The sequence below is a fragment of the Pseudomonas sp. WC2 genome (genome assembly GCF_050586545.1).
Lineage (GTDB): Bacteria > Pseudomonadota > Gammaproteobacteria > Pseudomonadales > Pseudomonadaceae > Aquipseudomonas.
In genome coordinates this window covers 12767-28349 of the sequence record NZ_JBOBDR010000010.1, presented here as the reverse complement: position 1 = coordinate 28349, position 15583 = coordinate 12767, and the positions used below count along the sequence as shown (strand labels likewise).

The following is a 15583-nucleotide window of genomic DNA, read 5'->3' as shown; positions in this document are numbered from 1 at the left end:
TCACGGGGCTTTGACCGCCCAACGTCGAAGCTGCGGCCTCTCTCACTGAAGAATCCCGATACGGTCTACCCAGCATGCCCCGAGTGCGTTTGTTTCCTGCTTTGTGTTTATCGCTTGTCGCGCTGTTGCACGGGATACCGGCGCAGGCTGACGCCGCCACACCGGTTCGCCCGACCGAGTGGGCGCAACCGGTGGAAGTGCAATACAACCTGTTCCAAATGTCGCCGACGCTCTATCGCAGCGCACTGCCCGATGGCGGCGCGGTGCCTTTGTTGAAGAATCTCAAGGTCGCTACGGTGATCAACTTCCTCCCGGAAGGCGACAGCAGCTGGTTGTCCGAGTCGGGTATCCATCAAGTGCAATTGCCGTATCGCACCAACCACGTCGACGATGCTGACGTGCTCAAAGCCCTGCGCGCCATTCAAGCCGCCGAAGCCGACGGCCCGGTGTTGATGCATTGCAAGCACGGCTCTGACCGCACCGGTTTGATGGCGGCGATGTACCGAGTGGTCGTGCAGGGCTGGAGCAAGGAAGACGCCTTGAGCGAGATGACCCAAGGCGGATTCGGTGAAAGCGGCCACTTCCGCGACAGCGTGCGCTACGTGATGCAGGCCGATGTCGACAAGCTGCGCACCGCGCTCGCCAATGGTGATTGCAGCACCAGCGCGTTCGCCACTTGCTCGATGAAGAGCTGGTTTCAGACGGTCAATCTCAAATAATCAATCTGCGTCGGCGGCGGGTGACGGTGTGAAGAGTGCATCGACCGGATGCCCCAGAAACGCTTGCACCGCCGTCAGTAGCGATTGCGCATCCCCGGGCGAAAAGAAGGTTTCGCGAAACTCCCGACCGGTCTCGGGATTGAACACCCAATCCTCCTCGAACCGTTTGAACACTTCGGTTGCCAGCACGCCGGACCAGAGATAGGCGTACACCATGGCCTGGTAGCCGGTCACCATGTAGTCGAAACCGTTGGCGAGGCGGCAACTTGGCGGCAACTTCAGCTGGGGGATTCGTCGTTGCACCTCTTCGAATACTTGCGCGACTTCACGGCCATCGCCATGGCGGGTGTGCAATTCGAAGTCGAGCAGGGCGAAGGTCAGCTGGATCGCGGTCTGTCGGCTCGCCTGGGTTTGCAGAGCGGCCAAGACCGCGTCGACTTGGCTTTCGCTCAAGCGTACGCCGGTGGAATGATGCGCTCCCAGCCACAACAGAAACTCGCGAGACTGGCACCAGCCCTCGAACAGTTGTCCGGCGAACTCCGCCGTCGAGCGCGCCAATTGGCTGATGCCGGAAAGTCCGTGATGGGGCGAGCGCGTCAGGATTTGCTGCAGACAATGGCCGAACTCATGGAATAACACCCGCAGATCAAGGTGGTCGAGCAGGCACGGCTGATTCTCCGCTGGTGGCGTGAAATTGCACGACATCAGGGCGATGGGCAGCACCGGCCTGCCTTCGGCGGTGATCCGGCGATTACGCAGGGTGAAGGTGCTGGCGAAGTCCAATCCGTTACTGCGCTTGAATGGATCGAGGTAGAGGTGACCGAGGCTCTGCCCCTGTTCGCTGATTTCGAACAAGCGCACATGATCGTGCCAGCGCTCGAATTCGTGCTGCTCGACAATCGTCACGCCGAACATACGTTCCGAGAACAGACACAGTCGGCGCAGGGTGCCTTCCAGCGGCAAATAATTGCGCAGGTCTTTGAGGGCATTACCGAATCGCTGCTCGCGAAGCTGCTCGACGAGGTATTCCTGATCCCAGCCCTGTACATCCGAGATGCCACGTTCACGGGCGAAGGCATCGAGGGCCTCGGTGTCCTTGAGGCGCGTCGGCTTACTCAACTCAATTTGCCGCTCGAGGAAGGCCTTGATCTGCGCCGTCGATCCACCGGATAACGAGGCCTGACGCAGTTGCGCGAAGTTGTCGAAGCCCAGCAACCGGGCTTTCTGCTGACGCAGCGTGAGCAGCGTTTCCAGTAGGGGAGCGTTGTCGTGCAGGCCGGAATGCGGGGCTTGATCAGAGGCGCGGGTGAAGTACGCGAGGAAATACTCTTCGCGCAATGCACGGTTGTGCGCATACATCATGATCTGTTGGTGAGTGTTGAAATCCAGCGGGATCAACCAGCCGTCATGGCCCGCCGCTTTGGCCAGTTGTGCGAAATGCTGTTGCAACGTTGAGGGCAGTCCTTCGAGCAGGCTGATGTCATCAACGCGTTTGTGCCACTGGGCGCTGTCCTTTTCCAGATTGTCGAGAAACTGCCCTTGCAGCGGGCTGATCTGGCCATTCACTCGCGCCAGTTGCTGTTGGCGCTCAAGGGGCAATTCAATCCCGCAGAGGCGAAACTCGCGGAGGATTTTCGCCAACGCCGCCTGGCGCGCGGCATCGAAGTTGCGTGCGATCGGACTGTTTTCGAGTTCCTGATAGGCACGAAACAAGCCCTGATGCGCCTTCTTCCACGCTTTGTACTCCTCGACAATCGTGTTGCACGCATTCGCGGCCAAGAGCCAGGCCGTGTCGTCGGTTCTGACCATCGATAGCACATCGATCAGTGAGATCGCCTCTTCCAGGCGCGCATCGGTTGCATCGACCGCGATCACCAGATCATCCCAATTGGGCATGTCCGTCTGCGTGGCGACGATATCGCTGAGGGTCTGGCGGTTGGTGGCAATGATGGCGGTGATCGCGGGCACCACATGTTCGGCGCGCACGCGGGAAAAGGGCGGCAATTCCCAGGGTTGTAGCAGTGGATTGAAATCAGGCATGGCGTCTTCCTTGACGTCTGGCGGAAACAACCAGACTAGTCAGGAAGCACGGGGAGAAGGTGGTAGACAGATACCACCTTCCACCGCCGAAACGGTGAAAGGTGGAAATGACTCAGTGCTGCTCGTCAGGCTTTTTCTTCAGTTTCGGATTCGGAAAGAACTGCACCGCTTGCACGTTCTTGTCCGGCGCCGGCTTGTCGAGCGCGCTGGTGTTGACCCGCGTGCCCAGCTCTTTGGGCACGGACAGACCTTGCGCGTTTAACGTGTCGGCGTAACCGCAGGCCACGCATTCGCGGTGCGGAACGTCGTCCTCGCTCCACATCATCAACTTGTCCGGCTCGCTGCACGCCGGGCATACCGCCCCGGCGATAAAGCGCTTCTTGGTAATCACAGGCCCCTCACTCATGCTGCCGCGTCCTCACTCAGGCCGCTGTGGCGCAAGAGTGCGTCAATCGATGGCTCACGGCCACGGAAGTCGACGAACAGCACCATCGGTGCCTGCGAACCGCCGCGCGCCAGAATCGCCTCGCGGAAGGCGCGACCGGTTTCAGCATTGAGCACGCCGTCTTCTTCGAATTTCGAGAAGGCATCCGCCGACAGCACTTCAGCCCACTTATAGCTGTAGTAACCCGCCGCGTAACCGCCGGCGAAGATGTGCGCGAAACTGTTCGGGAAGCGGTTGTAGGCGGGCGGACGCATCACCGACACCTCGTCACGCACGCCTTCCAGCACTTGCAGCGGGCTACGGCCGTCACCGTGGGTGGCGTGCAGTTCGAAGTCGAACAGCGAGAACTCGAGCTGACGGACCATCATCAGGCCGGACTGGAAGTTCTTCGCCGCGAGCATTTTTTCCAGCAGATCCTGAGGCAGCGGCTCGCCGCTTTCGTAGTGACCGGAAATCAGTGCGAGGCCTTCTGGCTCCCAGCACCAGTTTTCCATGAACTGGCTTGGCAGCTCGACCGCGTCCCAGGCCACACCGTTGATGCCGGAAACGCCGGCGTGATCAACGCGGGTCAGCAGGTGATGCAGGCCGTGACCGAATTCGTGAAACAGTGTGGTCACTTCATCGTGGGTCAGCAGCGCAGGCTTGCCGCTGTCGGCCGGGGTGAAGTTGCACACCAGATTGGCCACCGGGCTTTGCAGCACGCCGTCGACGGTGCGACGACGGTCGCGGGCGCCGTCCATCCACGCACCACCACGCTTGTTGGCGCGGGCGTAGAGGTCGAAGAAGAAGCGGCCGACGTGCTGACCGTTTTCCTTGATTTCGAACAGGCGAACATCCGGGTGCCAGGTGTCGAAGCCTTTCTGCTCGGCGATTTCGATGCCGTACAGGCGTTGAACGATGGCGAACAGACCGCCCAGCACTTTATCGATCGGGAAGTAGGCGCGCAGGGTTTCCTGAGCGACGCTGTAGCGTTGTTCGCGAAGTTTTTCACCGTAGAAACCGCTGTCCCAGCTTTGCAGATCGGCGCAGCCCTGTTCGGCGGCGTAGGCGCGCAGTTGTTGCAGATCCTGCGCAGCGAACGGTTTGCTGCGCTTGGCCAGATCGCGCAGGAAGCTAAGAACCTGATCGCTGGATTCGGCCATTTTGGTGGCCAGGCTCAGCTCCGAGAAGCTGGCGAAACCGAGCAGTTTGGCCAGTTCCTGACGCAGGTCGAGGATCTCTTCCATCACCGGGCCGTTGTCATTCTGCCCGGCGTTCGGGCCTTGATCCGAGGCGCGGGTGCAGTAGGCGGCGTAGACTTCTTCACGCAGCGCCCGGTCTTGGGCGTAGGTCATCACCGCGTAATAGCTCGGGAATTCCAGGGTGATCAGCCAGCCGTCGAGGCCTTTGGCCTGAGCGGCGGCCGCCATTTGCGCCTTGGCCGAATCGGTCAGGCCGGCGAGGGCAGCTTCGTCGCTGACGTGCTTGGTCCACGCTTGAGTGGCGTCGAGCAGTTGATTGGAGAAGCGGCTGCCCAGCTCGGACAGTTTGCTTTGCACTTCGGCGTAGCGCTTCTGTTCGGCTTCCGGCAGGTCGATACCCGACAGACGGAAGTCACGCAGGGCGTGTTCCAGAATAGTCTTTTGCGCCACGTCGAAACCGGCGGCTTCGGGGCTGTTGGCCAGTGCTTCAAACGCCTGGAACAGCTCGCGGTTCTGGCCCATCTCGGTGGAGTAGGCGCTCAAGGCCGGCAGGCACGACTCGTAGGCTTCGCGCAGTTCGGCGCTGTTGCACACGGCGTTGAGGTGGCTGACCGGGCTCCAGGCAGCGCCCAAGCGATCATTGAGTTCGTCCATCGCCAAGACCAGGCCGGCCCAGGTAGGGTTCTCAACTTGAGTCTTGAGGATTTCGGCAATGGCGGCGCGGTTGTCGGCCAGGATCGTTTCGATGGCGGGCAGGACGTGTTCGGCACGGATCGTGGAGAACGGTGGCAGGTCGTAGGACTGCAGCAGAGGGTTGTTCACGCTCACGGTTGGCACCTTGGCTGGGGAAACATGCAACCATCTTAATTACAATCGGCACTCACCGCAGCTATCGGCGACAGAGAGAGAAATTATCGTGTCCCTTCGCAAGTACCAGAACCACACCCCCAGCCTGAGCAAAGGCGCGTTTGTCGACAGCTCGGCGGTGGTGATCGGCGACGTCGAAATTGGCGAGAACAGCTCGGTCTGGCCGCTGACCGTGATCCGCGGCGACATGCACCGCATCCGTATCGGTGCGCGCACCAGCGTGCAGGACGGCTGCGTGTTGCACATCACCCACGCCGGCCCGTTCAACCCCGACGGCTTCCCGCTGCTGATCGGCGATGACGTGACCATCGCCCACAAAGTCATGCTGCATGGTTGCAGCGTCGGCAGCCGCGTGTTGATCGGCATGGGCAGCATCGTCATGGACGGCGCGGTGGTTGAAGACGACGTGATCATCGGCGCCGGCAGCCTGGTGCCACCGGGCAAACGTCTGGAGAGCGGCTTCCTTTATGTGGGCAGCCCGGTGAAACAGATCCGTCCGCTGACCGACAAGGAAAATGCCTTTTTCACCTACAGCGCGGCGAATTACGTAAAGCTCAAGGACCTGCATCTGGCCGAAGGCTACGACACACTCTGAATCGAATTTGCGACTGCTCAGGAATACTCATGCATTACCAAACCGTACTGTTCGACCTCGATGGCACCCTGACTGACCCGCGTGAGGGCATCACCCGTTCCATCCAGTTTGCCTTGGCCAAACTCGGCATCGATGAACCGGATCTGACCAAACTCGAACACTTCATCGGTCCGCCACTGTTGCAGGCGTTCATGCAGTTCTACGACTTTGATGAAGCCAAGGCGTGGCAGGCGGTGAATTTCTATCGTGAGCGTTTCAAAGTCACCGGCCTGTATGAAAACCGTGTATTCGACGGCGTAACTCCGTTGCTGGAAACCCTCAGCGGGCAAGGACGGCAGCTATACATCGCGACATCCAAGCCATGGGAATTCGCCCGTGAGATCGCCCGGCATTTCGATTTCGCCCGGCACTTCAAGGTGATCTACGGCAGCGAGCTGGACGGCACGCGCACCAACAAGGTCGAGCTGATTGCGCATCTGCTGCAAGAAGAAGGGCTGGATCCGGCGAATACGCTGATGATCGGCGACCGCAAGCATGACCTGATTGGCGCTCGCAGCAATGGCCTGGATGCGGCGGCGGTGGGCTATGGGTTTGGCAGTTTTGAAGAGCTGAATGCGGAAGCGCCGGCCTATCACTTTGAAACGCTGGATGAATTGCATCAGGCGTTTCTGCGGCGCTGATCATTCAGCTATCGCCAGCAGGGCTGGCTCCCACATTGGATGTGTGTACGACGCAAATCCCCTGTGGGAGCTAGCCCTGCTAGCGATGCCGGCCTGTCAGCCGCCAGAGATTGACGAGTCTGCCAACGCTTTCAGCGCCGCTTTGCGTTCTGCAACAGGCAGGCCGCCCAACCGCTCAACCTCCGCATAAAACCTCAGCCAATCCCCCCCAACCTGCCTGAACAACGCCGCAAACGCCGGCACCCACTGGTCATACAGCCCAAACGGCAACAGCCGCGCATTGTTCAAAGGCGCATTCACCCAGGCGTCATAACGCTTGTCGCCGGCCCACTGGCTGTCGCGCATGGCTCGGTAATCCCGGCGAAACTGCTCGAACTCGGCAGCTTTGCGCTCGCGCATCTGCTCAACCGGCAATGCCTGCGCATACAGCTTCTCCAGTCGTGAGCGGGTATCCAACACCAACTCAATAAACTGATCGCGCTGCTTGAGCCGCGAGTCGGTATCCGCCGGTAACCCGCGAAACGCCCGCCACTGGCGCGTGCCTTCCTGCTCGACATATGTGGCAAAGGACTCGTTGAACTCGGTGTCGTCCTGCACATAAAAGCGCTGGTGCGCCAGCTCATGAAAAATCAGCGTGGCCAGACGCTCATCGCCCCAGCCCATCATCGAATTGAGGATCGGATCGTTGAACCAGCCGAGCGTCGAATACGCCTCGACGCCGCCAATCGACACGTCCATGCCCTGCAAACGCTGGATCGCCGCTTCACCGCGCGCCGCGCTCTGGCTGTAGTAACCGCGATAGGCCACGCAGCCGGCAATCGGGAAGCAATGGTTCTGCGGCGTCAGGGAAAACTCCTGGGTGGCGAACACGTTCCACACCACGAATGGCCGGCCAATGTCGGCGTACAGGCGATAGCTCTGGTTATCCGGCAGGTGCAGATGCTCGCTGGCGAACGCGCGAGCCTTTTGCGACTGGGCCAAGTGGGTGCGCAATTTCGCATCGCGGCCAGGGTCGGCGATGACTTTTTCCACCGGCTCGCGCGCCCGCAACAATTGCAGCTGACCGCTGGCCAACTGGCTGTAATAGCTGACGCTGGCGCAACCGTTGAGCAACAAAAACAACACACCCGGAAACAAAACCCGAAAAACGCGATCAAGTAACCCATGGCTTGGAAACGGCCTGATCAAAATAAGAAATCCCCCGGAGAGTCTGCTGGCAAGACTATCCCGCCTAAAGGAGCACCGCTATGCGCATGTTGATGCTGTCAGGGGGCCTGCTGACGCTGGCCGGTTGTGCCAATTTCGGAATGCCTGATCCGGACCCCTCGCAAGCCTGGATCGATCTCGATGCCCGGCAACAGGACACGGCGCTACAGGCGTTGCAAGTCGATACCACGGCTGCAGTCGACAAACGTTATTTCGAAGTGCAGCCCGGTAGTCATGAGCTGAAAGTGAGGTATCAATTTCCGGTCGAGGCCACCAACATCGGCCCTGACGCTGAACCGCTGTGGCGTGATTGCCAGTTGAGGGTGAAATTCAAGGACTTCAACGCGGGTCAGCGATATCAGCTACAGGCCGGCAGTATCGGTTTCCGGCCATGGGCCAAGCTCTATGACGAGCAGCGCAACGTCGTAGGCCAAGGTACGCCGGCGGGCTGCCAGCGCACCTGATTGGCGCTATGCTGAATATTCAGATCTTGGATATTCGTCATGCGCACGTTGCCGTTTTTAATCGTTGCGAGCCTGCTGGCGGGTTGTCAGACGCCGCTGCCGCCGGCCGACCCGCAGATGGCCTGGGTCGACTTTTCAACGCCGACGCCGGGCGGCAAGTTGCTGATGGCCGAGCGCCTCGACCAGCAGCGCCTGAACGACGGGCGTTTCTTTCAGGTAACGCCCGGCAGTCATGAGCTTCGCGTTCGCTTTGATTTCGAAGTGTTCGGCGGAGGTGGGGCGCTGATGACCGGCCCGGCGGAGCGGTTGTGTTACCTGTATATCCGCTACGACCATTTCGAGGCCGGGCAACGTTACACGCTGGAGGGTCGTTCGCTGGCGTTCACTCCGAGCGCCAGGCTCTACAACGTCAAGCGTGAAATTGTCGCCGAGGACTACGACTACAACTGCATTATCTGAAGCGACTCAGCTGTCGTTCTTCTGATAGATGATTCGCTTGGTGCCGTTTTCGCAGGAGCCAACGATCATGGCTGAGTCGTGCTGCTTCGCCTCTTCCTCGGTGATGATTTCCAGCGTGTACGAAGGGATCGCTTTCGCCTGAATCTTGGTTTCGATTTCTTTTCTGAGTTCTTCGCAGTCTTTAGGTGCCGCAATTACCGAGGTGGCCAGTGCACTGCAGAGGATCGCCAAGCCGATACGTTTCATGAGTGAAGCTCCCTGAGGCAGCGCGCACGGGCGTGCGCTGAAGCTGCTGTCATTGATTCGACCATACTTTTACAGCGAGGGTTCTGACTTCGCTCACAACTTCAGATTTCATATCCCAAAAGCATTCGCGAGCAGGCTCGCTCCCACAGGGAATCGTGTATCACACCGTTCCAAAGTGGGAGCGAGCCTGCTCGCGAAGGCGTCAGAGCGGCCAGCGCCGAATCAGCTGACCAGCGAAGCCTCAAGGGTAATCTTCGCATTCAACACTTTCGAAACCGGGCACCCTTCCTTGGCCTTGTTGCTGAGCTCTTCAAACTGCTCCTGCGTCGCGCCCGGGATTTTTGCTTTGAGAATCAGCTTCACCGCGGTGATCGCGAAACCGCCGTCAACCTGGTCGAGGGTCACCTCTGCGTTGGTATCGATGCTGTCGGCCTTGAGGCCCGCATCGCCGAGAATCATCGAGAACGCCATGGAGAAACAACCGGCATGCGCCGCGCCGATCAGTTCTTCCGGGTTGGTGCCCTTGCCGCCTTCGAAGCGCGCCTTGAAGCCGTAAGGGGCTTCTCTGAGGACGCCGGTTTCAGTGGAAATCGAGCCGATACCGGTTTTCAGATCACCTGCCCAATGTGCCGATGCTTTCTTCACGATAGCCATGTCTTCCTCCTCGTCTCTGGCGCGGAAACGCCGCGTCGTCGTGGTTTTTGCTTGCAAGGCTTCTGAGGATAGACGGCGGAACAAAGTTCAGCCCGGTTGAATCGTTGACTTTTTTAGTAGGAAATTTCGACTCGGCTATTGAAACTCGGGTATATGCCCTCATTGCATAAAACACGCTTATGAATTCGGCAGGTTTTCGTTCGTATCAACAACCTGCCTCCCGACTCGGAGACGCAGGTTCATGAAACAACTGTCCGACGTAAAATTTTCCACCCTCGATCTGGTGCCGGTTCGCGAGAACGGCAGCCCGGCGCAGTCGCTGCGCAACTCGCTGGACTTGGCCCAGCACGTCGAGAAGTTTGGCTACACACGTTTCTGGGTAGCTGAACACCACAACATGGACGGCATCGCCAGTTCCGCAACCTCGGTTTTGCTGGGCTATCTGGCGGGCGGAACGTCGACCATCCGTGTTGGTTCCGGTGGCGTGATGCTGCCCAACCATGCGCCGCTGGTGATCGCCGAGCAGTTCGGCACCCTGGAAAGTCTGTATCCGGGGCGAATCGATCTCGGCCTGGGCCGCGCGCCCGGCTCTGATCAGATGACCGCCCGTGCGTTGCGCCGCGAGCGCTCCGGCAGTGCTGATGACTTCCCCGAAGACGTTGCCGAACTGGTGCGCTTCCTCGGCCCGCGTACCCCGGATCAACGGGTGATCGCGATGCCGGGCACCGGCACCAATGTGCCGATCTGGCTGCTGGGCTCCAGTCTGTTCAGCGCGCAATTGGCCGGTGAACGCGGTTTGCCGTACGCCTTTGCCTCGCATTTCGCCCCGCGCTTCATGCACGAAGCGATTCGGGTCTATCGCAATCACTTCAAGCCGTCGGCGGTGCTCGACAAACCGTACGTGATGCTCGGCGTGCCGCTGGTAGCGGCGGATACCGATGAGCAAGCCGATTACCTGGCGACGTCGGTGTACCAGCGCATTCTAGCGTTGATGCGTGGGCAGAGCCTGGTGCAGCGTCCGCCGGTGAAAACCATGGACGGTCTGTGGCTGCCTCATGAGCGCGAAGCCGTCGGCGATTTCCTCGGTCTGGCGATGGTCGGCAGCCCGCAGAAGATCCGCGCCAAGCTCGAAGTGCTGGTCGAGCAGACGCAGGCCGATGAGCTGATTTTTACCAGTGATTTGTATGAGCACGCTGATCGCGTGCGTTCCTACGAACTGCTGGCGCAGGTCATGAAAGGTTAACGCAGCTCCCACACAGGGAAATCATCGCCCACAAAAAAGCCGACGCCTTCACGTCGGCTTTCGTATTTCAGGCGCAATCAACCGCGCTTGTAGACGATTTCCTTGGTGCCACCTTCGCAGGTGCCAACAACTTTAGCGCCAGCATCTGCGCCCTTGTCGACAATCTCCAGCGAATACCCGGAAGCGCCTTTGGCATCAATTTTCGCTGCGATCTCGCTTTTCAGCTCTTCACATGGCTTACCGGCAGCAAACGCACCACCCGCAAGGCTCAACAAACCTACAGCCAACATAAACTTCTTCATCGGTCGCACTCCCTGGTCGGATTGAAAGAGGCGGGCATCGAGCTATCCACCCGATGCGCTCACCCTGTAGCGCTTTGCCATTCCTATGGCACTCGGCCAGCGCGCAAGTTCAGAAGACTAGACCAAACTCAGCTGCTGGCAATCTTGAAGCCGACTTTCAACGTCACCTGAAAGTGCGCAACCTTACCGTTTTCGATATGACCACGGGTTTCGGTGACTTCAAACCATTCCAGGTTGCGAATGGTCTTGTTGGCTTCGGCCAACGCGTTGTTGATGGCGTCTTCGATGGTAGTGGTGGACGAACCTACCAGCTCGACTTTCTTGTACGTGTGATGGTCACTCATAACGAACTCCTTGGCGTGTGGAATTGAGACTAGCAGTGAATCTGCACTGTTGATTTCGGCGGCGCTGAGCAGGCGAAGTTCAGATTTTCTGCACTTTCTCAAACCGCTGAAGTCCCAAACAACACACGCCACTCATCACCAATGCAGGAGAGCCACCATGGCCAACACCTCTTTACGTAAAGCCTCGTTGCAAAGCATGGAAGCCGAGATCGAGAGTCTGCTCAAGTCGTTGGAAAGCCTGAAGGACGACGCTTCGGACGAGTCGCGCAAGACCCTCAAGGCGCTGAAAAGCAACGCCGAAAGTGCGCTGAAACATTCGCGTCACCTGCTCAGCGATGCCTATGAAGAAGTCAAAGTGAAAACCCGCGAGACCGGCATTGCCACTCGTGATTACGCCCAGGAACATCCGTGGACAACCGCCGGTGTAGCGGTTGGTGCGATCGGTTTGCTGGCCGCTTACTTGCTGTTCAAGCGCGGCGAGTGATCGCTCTGGCGCAGCTCATTCTTGAGCCATTGCGCCAGTTGCCGAGCGCGCCCGTCTGCGGCGCGCTTGGGTAGCCACAACGCCAGTTGCGCCGGGGTTTCACAGAAGCCCCATGGCGCAACCAGGCGACCGGCCTTCAAATCTTCCGCCACCAATGGCTCCGGTGCGATCGCCACACCGAGACCGGCCACTGCTGCTTCCAGCAAATAATACAAATGCTCGAAACCTTGCCCGAGCTTCAGCGCTTTCGCGTCGAGGTCGCTTTGCTGTGCCCAGCTTGGCCAGGCTTGTGGCCGCGAGGTGGTGTGCAGCAACGGTTCACCAAGTAATGCTGAAGCGGGCGCTGCTTGCAGGTTTTTATAGCCGCCGAACAGCGGACTCATCACCGGCCCAATGCGCTCGGCAGCCAATTCGTAAACCTGCATGTCTGCCGGCCATGGTGGCTCGGCGAACAGCAGCAAGGCATCCAGTCCCGGGCGTCGAGGATCGAGATCGCCTTCACCCGCCGACAGATGCAGACGCAGGTCGGGCAGATCGGCATTCAAGCGGCCCAAGCGTGGGATAAACCAGCGTGCCAACAGGCTCCCGGAGCAGCCGAGTACGAACGGCGCATCAGCGCTGCTTTGGGTCAATTCGGCACAAACATTGCGCAACCGGTCAAACGCCTCGCCGCTGGCATCACGTAAACGCATGCCGGAATCTGTGAGTTTCAAGCCGCGCCCGTCCTTGACGAAAAGGCTCACGCCCAAGTGTTCTTCGAGCACCTTGAGCTGCCGACTGACTGCACCATGGGTGACGTGCAGCTGCTCGGCGGCCTGACTGACGCTGTTCAGCCGGGCGGTGGCTTCGAACGCACGCAAGGCGTTCAGCGGGGGAAGGTCGTGGCTCATGGTATCTGTGAGTTTTCCTGACAGGTTGTGGCGATCTTATCGGTTTTCAGCATAGAAGGTCAGGGGTAGAGTGGTTGTCATTGTCTTCTGACCCGAATTCACCTGGAGCGAATCATGACCCAGACTTCGAACACCTCTGATCTGCGTAATGGCCCGGACGATAACGGCCTGTTCGGCTCGTTCGGTGGCCGCTACGTGGCGGAAACCCTGATGCCGTTGATCCTCGATCTGGCCCGCGAATACGAAGCGGCCAAGGAAGATCCGGCATTCAAAGAAGAATTGGCCTACTTCCAGCGTGACTACGTCGGACGTCCGAGCCCGTTGTATTTCGCTGAACGCCTGACCGAGTTCTGCGGCGGCGCGAAGATCTATCTCAAGCGTGAAGAGCTGAACCACACCGGCGCGCACAAGATCAACAACTGCATCGGCCAGATTCTGCTGGCACGGCGCATGGGCAAGAAACGCATCATCGCCGAGACCGGCGCCGGCATGCACGGCGTGGCCACTGCCACCGTTGCCGCCCGTTTCGGTCTGGATTGCGTGATCTACATGGGCACCACTGACATCGAACGTCAGCAGGCCAACGTTTTCCGTATGAAGTTGCTGGGCGCTGAAGTGATTCCGGTGGTTGCCGGCACCGGCACCCTGAAAGATGCGATGAACGAAGCCCTGCGTGACTGGGTGACTAACGTCGACAGCACCTTCTACCTGATCGGCACCGTGGCGGGCCCACATCCTTACCCAGCAATGGTTCGCGACTTCCAGGCCGTCATCGGCAAGGAAACCCGCGATCAGTTGCAGGCTCAGGAAGGTCGTCTGCCGGACAGTCTGGTGGCGTGCATCGGTGGCGGTTCCAACGCGATGGGCCTGTTCCACCCGTTCCTCGACGACAAGAGCGTTGAGATCATCGGTGTTGAAGCCGCCGGTTACGGCATCGAAACCGGCAAGCACGCAGCGAGCCTGAATGGCGGCGTTCCGGGTGTTCTGCACGGCAACCGTACGTTCCTGCTGCAGGACGACGACGGCCAGATCATCGACGCCCACTCGATTTCCGCCGGCCTCGATTACCCAGGCATCGGCCCGGAACACGCATGGTTGCATGACATCGGTCGCGTCCAATACACCTCGGTGACTGACGACGAAGCACTGGATGCGTTCCACAAATGCTGCCGCCTGGAAGGGATCATTCCTGCCCTGGAAAGCGCCCACGCCTTGGCTGAAGTGTTCAAACGCGCACCGAAGCTGCCGGAGGATCACCTGATGGTGGTCAACCTGTCGGGCCGTGGCGACAAAGACATGCAGACCGTCATGCATCACATGGAAAACTCTCAACAAGAGCCATCCAAGCAGGAGAAACACTGATGAGCCGCCTGCAAACCCGTTTTGCCGACCTCAAAGAACAGAATCGCGCCGCGCTGGTGACCTTCGTCACCGCCGGTGATCCGGACTACGACACCTCGCTGGCGATCCTCAAAGGTTTGCCGGGTGCCGGTGCCGACGTGATCGAACTGGGCATGCCGTTCACCGACCCGATGGCCGACGGCCCGGCGATTCAACTGGCGAACATCCGTGCCTTGGGCGCCAAGCAGAACCTGCTGAAAACCCTGCAAATGGTTAGCGAGTTCCGCGAGGGCAATAGCGACACGCCGCTGGTGCTGATGGGCTACTTCAACCCGATCCACATGTATGGCGTTGAGCGCTTCATTGCTGATGCGAAAGAGGCCGGTGTCGATGGCCTGATCGTGGTCGACATGCCGCCTGAGCATAACGCCGAGCTGTGCGATCCGGCGCAGGCTGCCGGTCTGGACTTCATTCGCCTGACCACGCCGACTACTGACGATGCGCGTCTACCGAAAGTGCTCAATGGCAGCTCCGGTTTCGTTTACTACGTGTCGGTGGCCGGTGTGACCGGTGCGGGCGCCGCGACCCTGGAACACGTTGAAGAGGCGGTGACCCGTCTGCGTCGTCATACCGATCTGCCAATCAGCATCGGTTTCGGTATCCGTACCCCGGAGCAAGCGGCGGCCATCGCGCGTCTGGCCGATGGTGTGGTGGTGGGCTCGGCGTTGATCGATCACATCGCCAATGCGACCACCCCGGCTCAAGCCATCGACGGCGTGCTGGGCCTGTGCTCGGCACTCTCCGAGGGCGTGCGTAAGGCCCGCGTCAGCTGAAGGTAAAGTTCCTGATACAGAGGAATTAGCACCTCAAAGCACAGACTAATCGAGCAAGACCGAGGGATTCAGAACCACGTTCTGAATCCCTTTTTGCTGTTTGTGCCGTGAGGAAAGACCCGATGAAAATGCCGAAACGTCTGCTTGCCGGACTGGGCGTGCTGATGATCAGCGCGACTCCGCTGCTGGCCAGCGCTGATCCGCGCGACGATCACGACCACGGCGGCCCGCAGCAGGGCCAACACGACAACCGCGGAGACAACCATGGTGATGATCACCGCGGCCCGCAGAACAACCACCGTGGTGGCCCGCCACCGCGCGACTTCGGCCCGGTGCGCCAGACTATTCGCGACAATCATGGCTATTTTGTCCGCGGTGCACCGCCACCTCCGGGGATTCATCTGGAGCGCGGCCGGCCGTTGCCACATGGGTATTACGGTGAGCGCCTGGATGGTCGTGCGTTGGGTCGTTTGCCGGTATATCCGGGCTACGAATGGCGCCGGGCCGGGGGCGATATCGTGCTGATCGCGGTGGGCACCGGGATCGTTTACGAAATTCTGGATGGGGTTTTGTACTGATCTGCAAGCAAT

Annotated in this window: 19 protein-coding genes; 10 read left to right on the top strand and 9 right to left on the bottom strand. The window is 59.6% G+C overall.

The genetic code is table 11. From position 1 onward, the window contains the following. Window positions 1-74 precede the first annotated feature (74 nt). A complete protein-coding gene (locus ACQ4OE_RS13925) occupies window positions 75-719 on the top strand; it encodes a dual specificity protein phosphatase family protein (RefSeq protein WP_430946957.1) in 645 nt (214 codons plus the stop codon). On the opposite strand, the gene ACQ4OE_RS13920 is transcribed toward ACQ4OE_RS13925, so the two are convergent. The 3 genes from ACQ4OE_RS13920 to prlC all read right to left on the bottom strand — a co-directional run bounded on the left by ACQ4OE_RS13920 (window position 720) and on the right by prlC (window position 5213). Beyond that, a complete protein-coding gene (locus ACQ4OE_RS13920) occupies window positions 720-2759 on the bottom strand; it encodes a M3 family metallopeptidase (RefSeq protein WP_430946956.1) in 2040 nt (679 codons plus the stop codon). 112 nt (window positions 2760-2871) lie between these two features. Then, complete coding sequence (locus tag ACQ4OE_RS13915) at window positions 2872-3165, bottom strand: YheV family putative zinc ribbon protein (RefSeq protein WP_122593187.1); 294 nt, start codon at window positions 3163-3165, stop codon at window positions 2872-2874. Further along, window positions 3162-5213 (bottom strand): oligopeptidase A, encoded by a 2052-nt coding sequence (gene prlC / locus ACQ4OE_RS13910; protein ID WP_122593189.1) that lies wholly within the window; start codon window positions 5211-5213, stop codon window positions 3162-3164. The genes ACQ4OE_RS13915 and prlC overlap by 4 nt, the downstream gene beginning before the upstream one ends. 88 nt (window positions 5214-5301) lie before the next feature. Here prlC and ACQ4OE_RS13905 point away from each other — a divergent pair, with 88 nt between their 5' ends. Next, the gene (locus tag ACQ4OE_RS13905) at window positions 5302-5847 is read left to right on the top strand and encodes a gamma carbonic anhydrase family protein (RefSeq protein WP_430946955.1); all 546 of its coding nucleotides are present in this window, start codon (window positions 5302-5304) and stop codon (window positions 5845-5847) included. A gap of 29 nt (window positions 5848-5876) precedes the next feature. Continuing rightward, window positions 5877-6527, top strand: a complete 651-nt coding sequence (locus ACQ4OE_RS13900) for an HAD family hydrolase (protein WP_430946954.1) — start codon at window positions 5877-5879, stop codon at window positions 6525-6527. 96 nt (window positions 6528-6623) lie between these two features. On the opposite strand, the gene ACQ4OE_RS13895 is transcribed toward ACQ4OE_RS13900, so the two are convergent. Continuing rightward, window positions 6624-7715, bottom strand: coding sequence for an aminopeptidase (locus ACQ4OE_RS13895; RefSeq protein ID WP_430946953.1), 1092 nt, complete (start codon window positions 7713-7715; stop codon window positions 6624-6626). Between the two features lie 59 nt (window positions 7716-7774). Between ACQ4OE_RS13895 and ACQ4OE_RS13890 the strand changes: the two genes are divergently transcribed. Then, window positions 7775-8197 (top strand): hypothetical protein, encoded by a 423-nt coding sequence (locus tag ACQ4OE_RS13890; protein WP_122593196.1) that lies wholly within the window; start codon window positions 7775-7777, stop codon window positions 8195-8197. A 39-nt stretch (window positions 8198-8236) separates the two neighbouring features. Further along, window positions 8237-8656, top strand: coding sequence for a hypothetical protein (locus tag ACQ4OE_RS13885; RefSeq protein WP_430946952.1), 420 nt, complete (start codon window positions 8237-8239; stop codon window positions 8654-8656). A gap of 6 nt (window positions 8657-8662) precedes the next feature. Here the strand turns inward: ACQ4OE_RS13885 and ACQ4OE_RS13880 are convergent, their stop codons facing one another. Continuing rightward, window positions 8663-8902, bottom strand: coding sequence for a DUF1161 domain-containing protein (locus ACQ4OE_RS13880; RefSeq protein ID WP_122593200.1), 240 nt, complete (start codon window positions 8900-8902; stop codon window positions 8663-8665). 222 nt (window positions 8903-9124) lie between these two features. Continuing rightward, the gene (locus tag ACQ4OE_RS13875) at window positions 9125-9556 is read right to left on the bottom strand and encodes an OsmC family protein (RefSeq protein WP_122593202.1); all 432 of its coding nucleotides are present in this window, start codon (window positions 9554-9556) and stop codon (window positions 9125-9127) included. A gap of 241 nt (window positions 9557-9797) precedes the next feature. On the opposite strand from ACQ4OE_RS13875, the gene ACQ4OE_RS13870 reads away from it, so the two are divergent. Continuing rightward, window positions 9798-10799 carry an LLM class flavin-dependent oxidoreductase gene (locus ACQ4OE_RS13870; RefSeq protein ID WP_122593204.1) on the top strand — a complete coding sequence of 334 codons (1002 nt, stop codon included), beginning with the start codon at window positions 9798-9800 and terminating at the stop codon, window positions 10797-10799. Window positions 10800-10876: 77 nt separating this feature from the next. Here the strand turns inward: ACQ4OE_RS13870 and ACQ4OE_RS13865 are convergent, their stop codons facing one another. After that, window positions 10877-11101, bottom strand: a complete 225-nt coding sequence (locus tag ACQ4OE_RS13865; RefSeq protein ID WP_053116405.1) for a DUF1161 domain-containing protein — start codon at window positions 11099-11101, stop codon at window positions 10877-10879. A gap of 128 nt (window positions 11102-11229) precedes the next feature. Then, the gene (locus tag ACQ4OE_RS13860; protein ID WP_122593208.1) at window positions 11230-11445 is read right to left on the bottom strand and encodes a dodecin; all 216 of its coding nucleotides are present in this window, start codon (window positions 11443-11445) and stop codon (window positions 11230-11232) included. A gap of 157 nt (window positions 11446-11602) precedes the next feature. Here ACQ4OE_RS13860 and ACQ4OE_RS13855 point away from each other — a divergent pair, with 157 nt between their 5' ends. Next, the gene (locus tag ACQ4OE_RS13855; protein WP_007911686.1) at window positions 11603-11929 is read left to right on the top strand and encodes a DUF883 family protein; all 327 of its coding nucleotides are present in this window, start codon (window positions 11603-11605) and stop codon (window positions 11927-11929) included. Here the strand turns inward: ACQ4OE_RS13855 and ACQ4OE_RS13850 are convergent. Then, the gene (locus ACQ4OE_RS13850) at window positions 11902-12819 is read right to left on the bottom strand and encodes a LysR family transcriptional regulator (RefSeq protein WP_430946951.1); all 918 of its coding nucleotides are present in this window, start codon (window positions 12817-12819) and stop codon (window positions 11902-11904) included. The two genes, ACQ4OE_RS13855 and ACQ4OE_RS13850, sit on opposite strands and share 28 nt — an antisense overlap. 114 nt (window positions 12820-12933) lie before the next feature. Here ACQ4OE_RS13850 and trpB point away from each other — a divergent pair, with 114 nt between their 5' ends. The 3 genes from trpB to ACQ4OE_RS13835 all read left to right on the top strand — a co-directional run bounded on the left by trpB (window position 12934) and on the right by ACQ4OE_RS13835 (window position 15571). Continuing rightward, window positions 12934-14181, top strand: coding sequence for a tryptophan synthase subunit beta (trpB, locus tag ACQ4OE_RS13845; RefSeq protein WP_430946950.1), 1248 nt, complete (start codon window positions 12934-12936; stop codon window positions 14179-14181). After that, window positions 14181-14993: a tryptophan synthase subunit alpha gene (gene trpA, locus ACQ4OE_RS13840; protein WP_122593214.1), complete on the top strand. Its 813-nt coding sequence runs from the start codon at window positions 14181-14183 to the stop codon at window positions 14991-14993. Before trpB ends, trpA begins: the two co-directional genes overlap by 1 nt. Window positions 14994-15115: 122 nt before the next feature. Next, complete coding sequence (locus ACQ4OE_RS13835; RefSeq protein ID WP_430946949.1) at window positions 15116-15571, top strand: anti-virulence regulator CigR family protein; 456 nt, start codon at window positions 15116-15118, stop codon at window positions 15569-15571. Window positions 15572-15583: the final 12 nt, after the last annotated feature.

Excerpts from the sequence above, each read along its gene's own strand:
- ACQ4OE_RS13925 (WP_430946957.1), top strand. The coding sequence starts at position 75 with ATGCCCCGAGTGCGTTTGTTTCCTGCTTTGTGTTTATCGCTTGTCGCG.
- ACQ4OE_RS13920 (WP_430946956.1), bottom strand. The coding sequence starts at position 2,759 with ATGCCTGATTTCAATCCACTGCTACAACCCTGGGAATTGCCGCCCTTT.
- ACQ4OE_RS13915 (WP_122593187.1), bottom strand. The coding sequence starts at position 3,165 with ATGAGTGAGGGGCCTGTGATTACCAAGAAGCGCTTTATCGCCGGGGCG.
- ACQ4OE_RS13900 (WP_430946954.1), top strand. The coding sequence starts at position 5,877 with ATGCATTACCAAACCGTACTGTTCGACCTCGATGGCACCCTGACTGAC.
- ACQ4OE_RS13890 (WP_122593196.1), top strand. The coding sequence starts at position 7,775 with ATGCGCATGTTGATGCTGTCAGGGGGCCTGCTGACGCTGGCCGGTTGT.
- ACQ4OE_RS13885 (WP_430946952.1), top strand. The coding sequence starts at position 8,237 with ATGCGCACGTTGCCGTTTTTAATCGTTGCGAGCCTGCTGGCGGGTTGT.
- ACQ4OE_RS13880 (WP_122593200.1), bottom strand. The coding sequence starts at position 8,902 with ATGAAACGTATCGGCTTGGCGATCCTCTGCAGTGCACTGGCCACCTCG.
- ACQ4OE_RS13875 (WP_122593202.1), bottom strand. The coding sequence starts at position 9,556 with ATGGCTATCGTGAAGAAAGCATCGGCACATTGGGCAGGTGATCTGAAA.
- ACQ4OE_RS13870 (WP_122593204.1), top strand. The coding sequence starts at position 9,798 with ATGAAACAACTGTCCGACGTAAAATTTTCCACCCTCGATCTGGTGCCG.
- ACQ4OE_RS13865 (WP_053116405.1), bottom strand. The coding sequence starts at position 11,101 with ATGAAGAAGTTTATGTTGGCTGTAGGTTTGTTGAGCCTTGCGGGTGGT.
- ACQ4OE_RS13860 (WP_122593208.1), bottom strand. The coding sequence starts at position 11,445 with ATGAGTGACCATCACACGTACAAGAAAGTCGAGCTGGTAGGTTCGTCC.
- ACQ4OE_RS13855 (WP_007911686.1), top strand. The coding sequence starts at position 11,603 with ATGGCCAACACCTCTTTACGTAAAGCCTCGTTGCAAAGCATGGAAGCC.
- ACQ4OE_RS13850 (WP_430946951.1), bottom strand. The coding sequence starts at position 12,819 with ATGAGCCACGACCTTCCCCCGCTGAACGCCTTGCGTGCGTTCGAAGCC.
- trpB (WP_430946950.1), top strand. The coding sequence starts at position 12,934 with ATGACCCAGACTTCGAACACCTCTGATCTGCGTAATGGCCCGGACGAT.
- trpA (WP_122593214.1), top strand. The coding sequence starts at position 14,181 with ATGAGCCGCCTGCAAACCCGTTTTGCCGACCTCAAAGAACAGAATCGC.
- ACQ4OE_RS13835 (WP_430946949.1), top strand. The coding sequence starts at position 15,116 with ATGAAAATGCCGAAACGTCTGCTTGCCGGACTGGGCGTGCTGATGATC.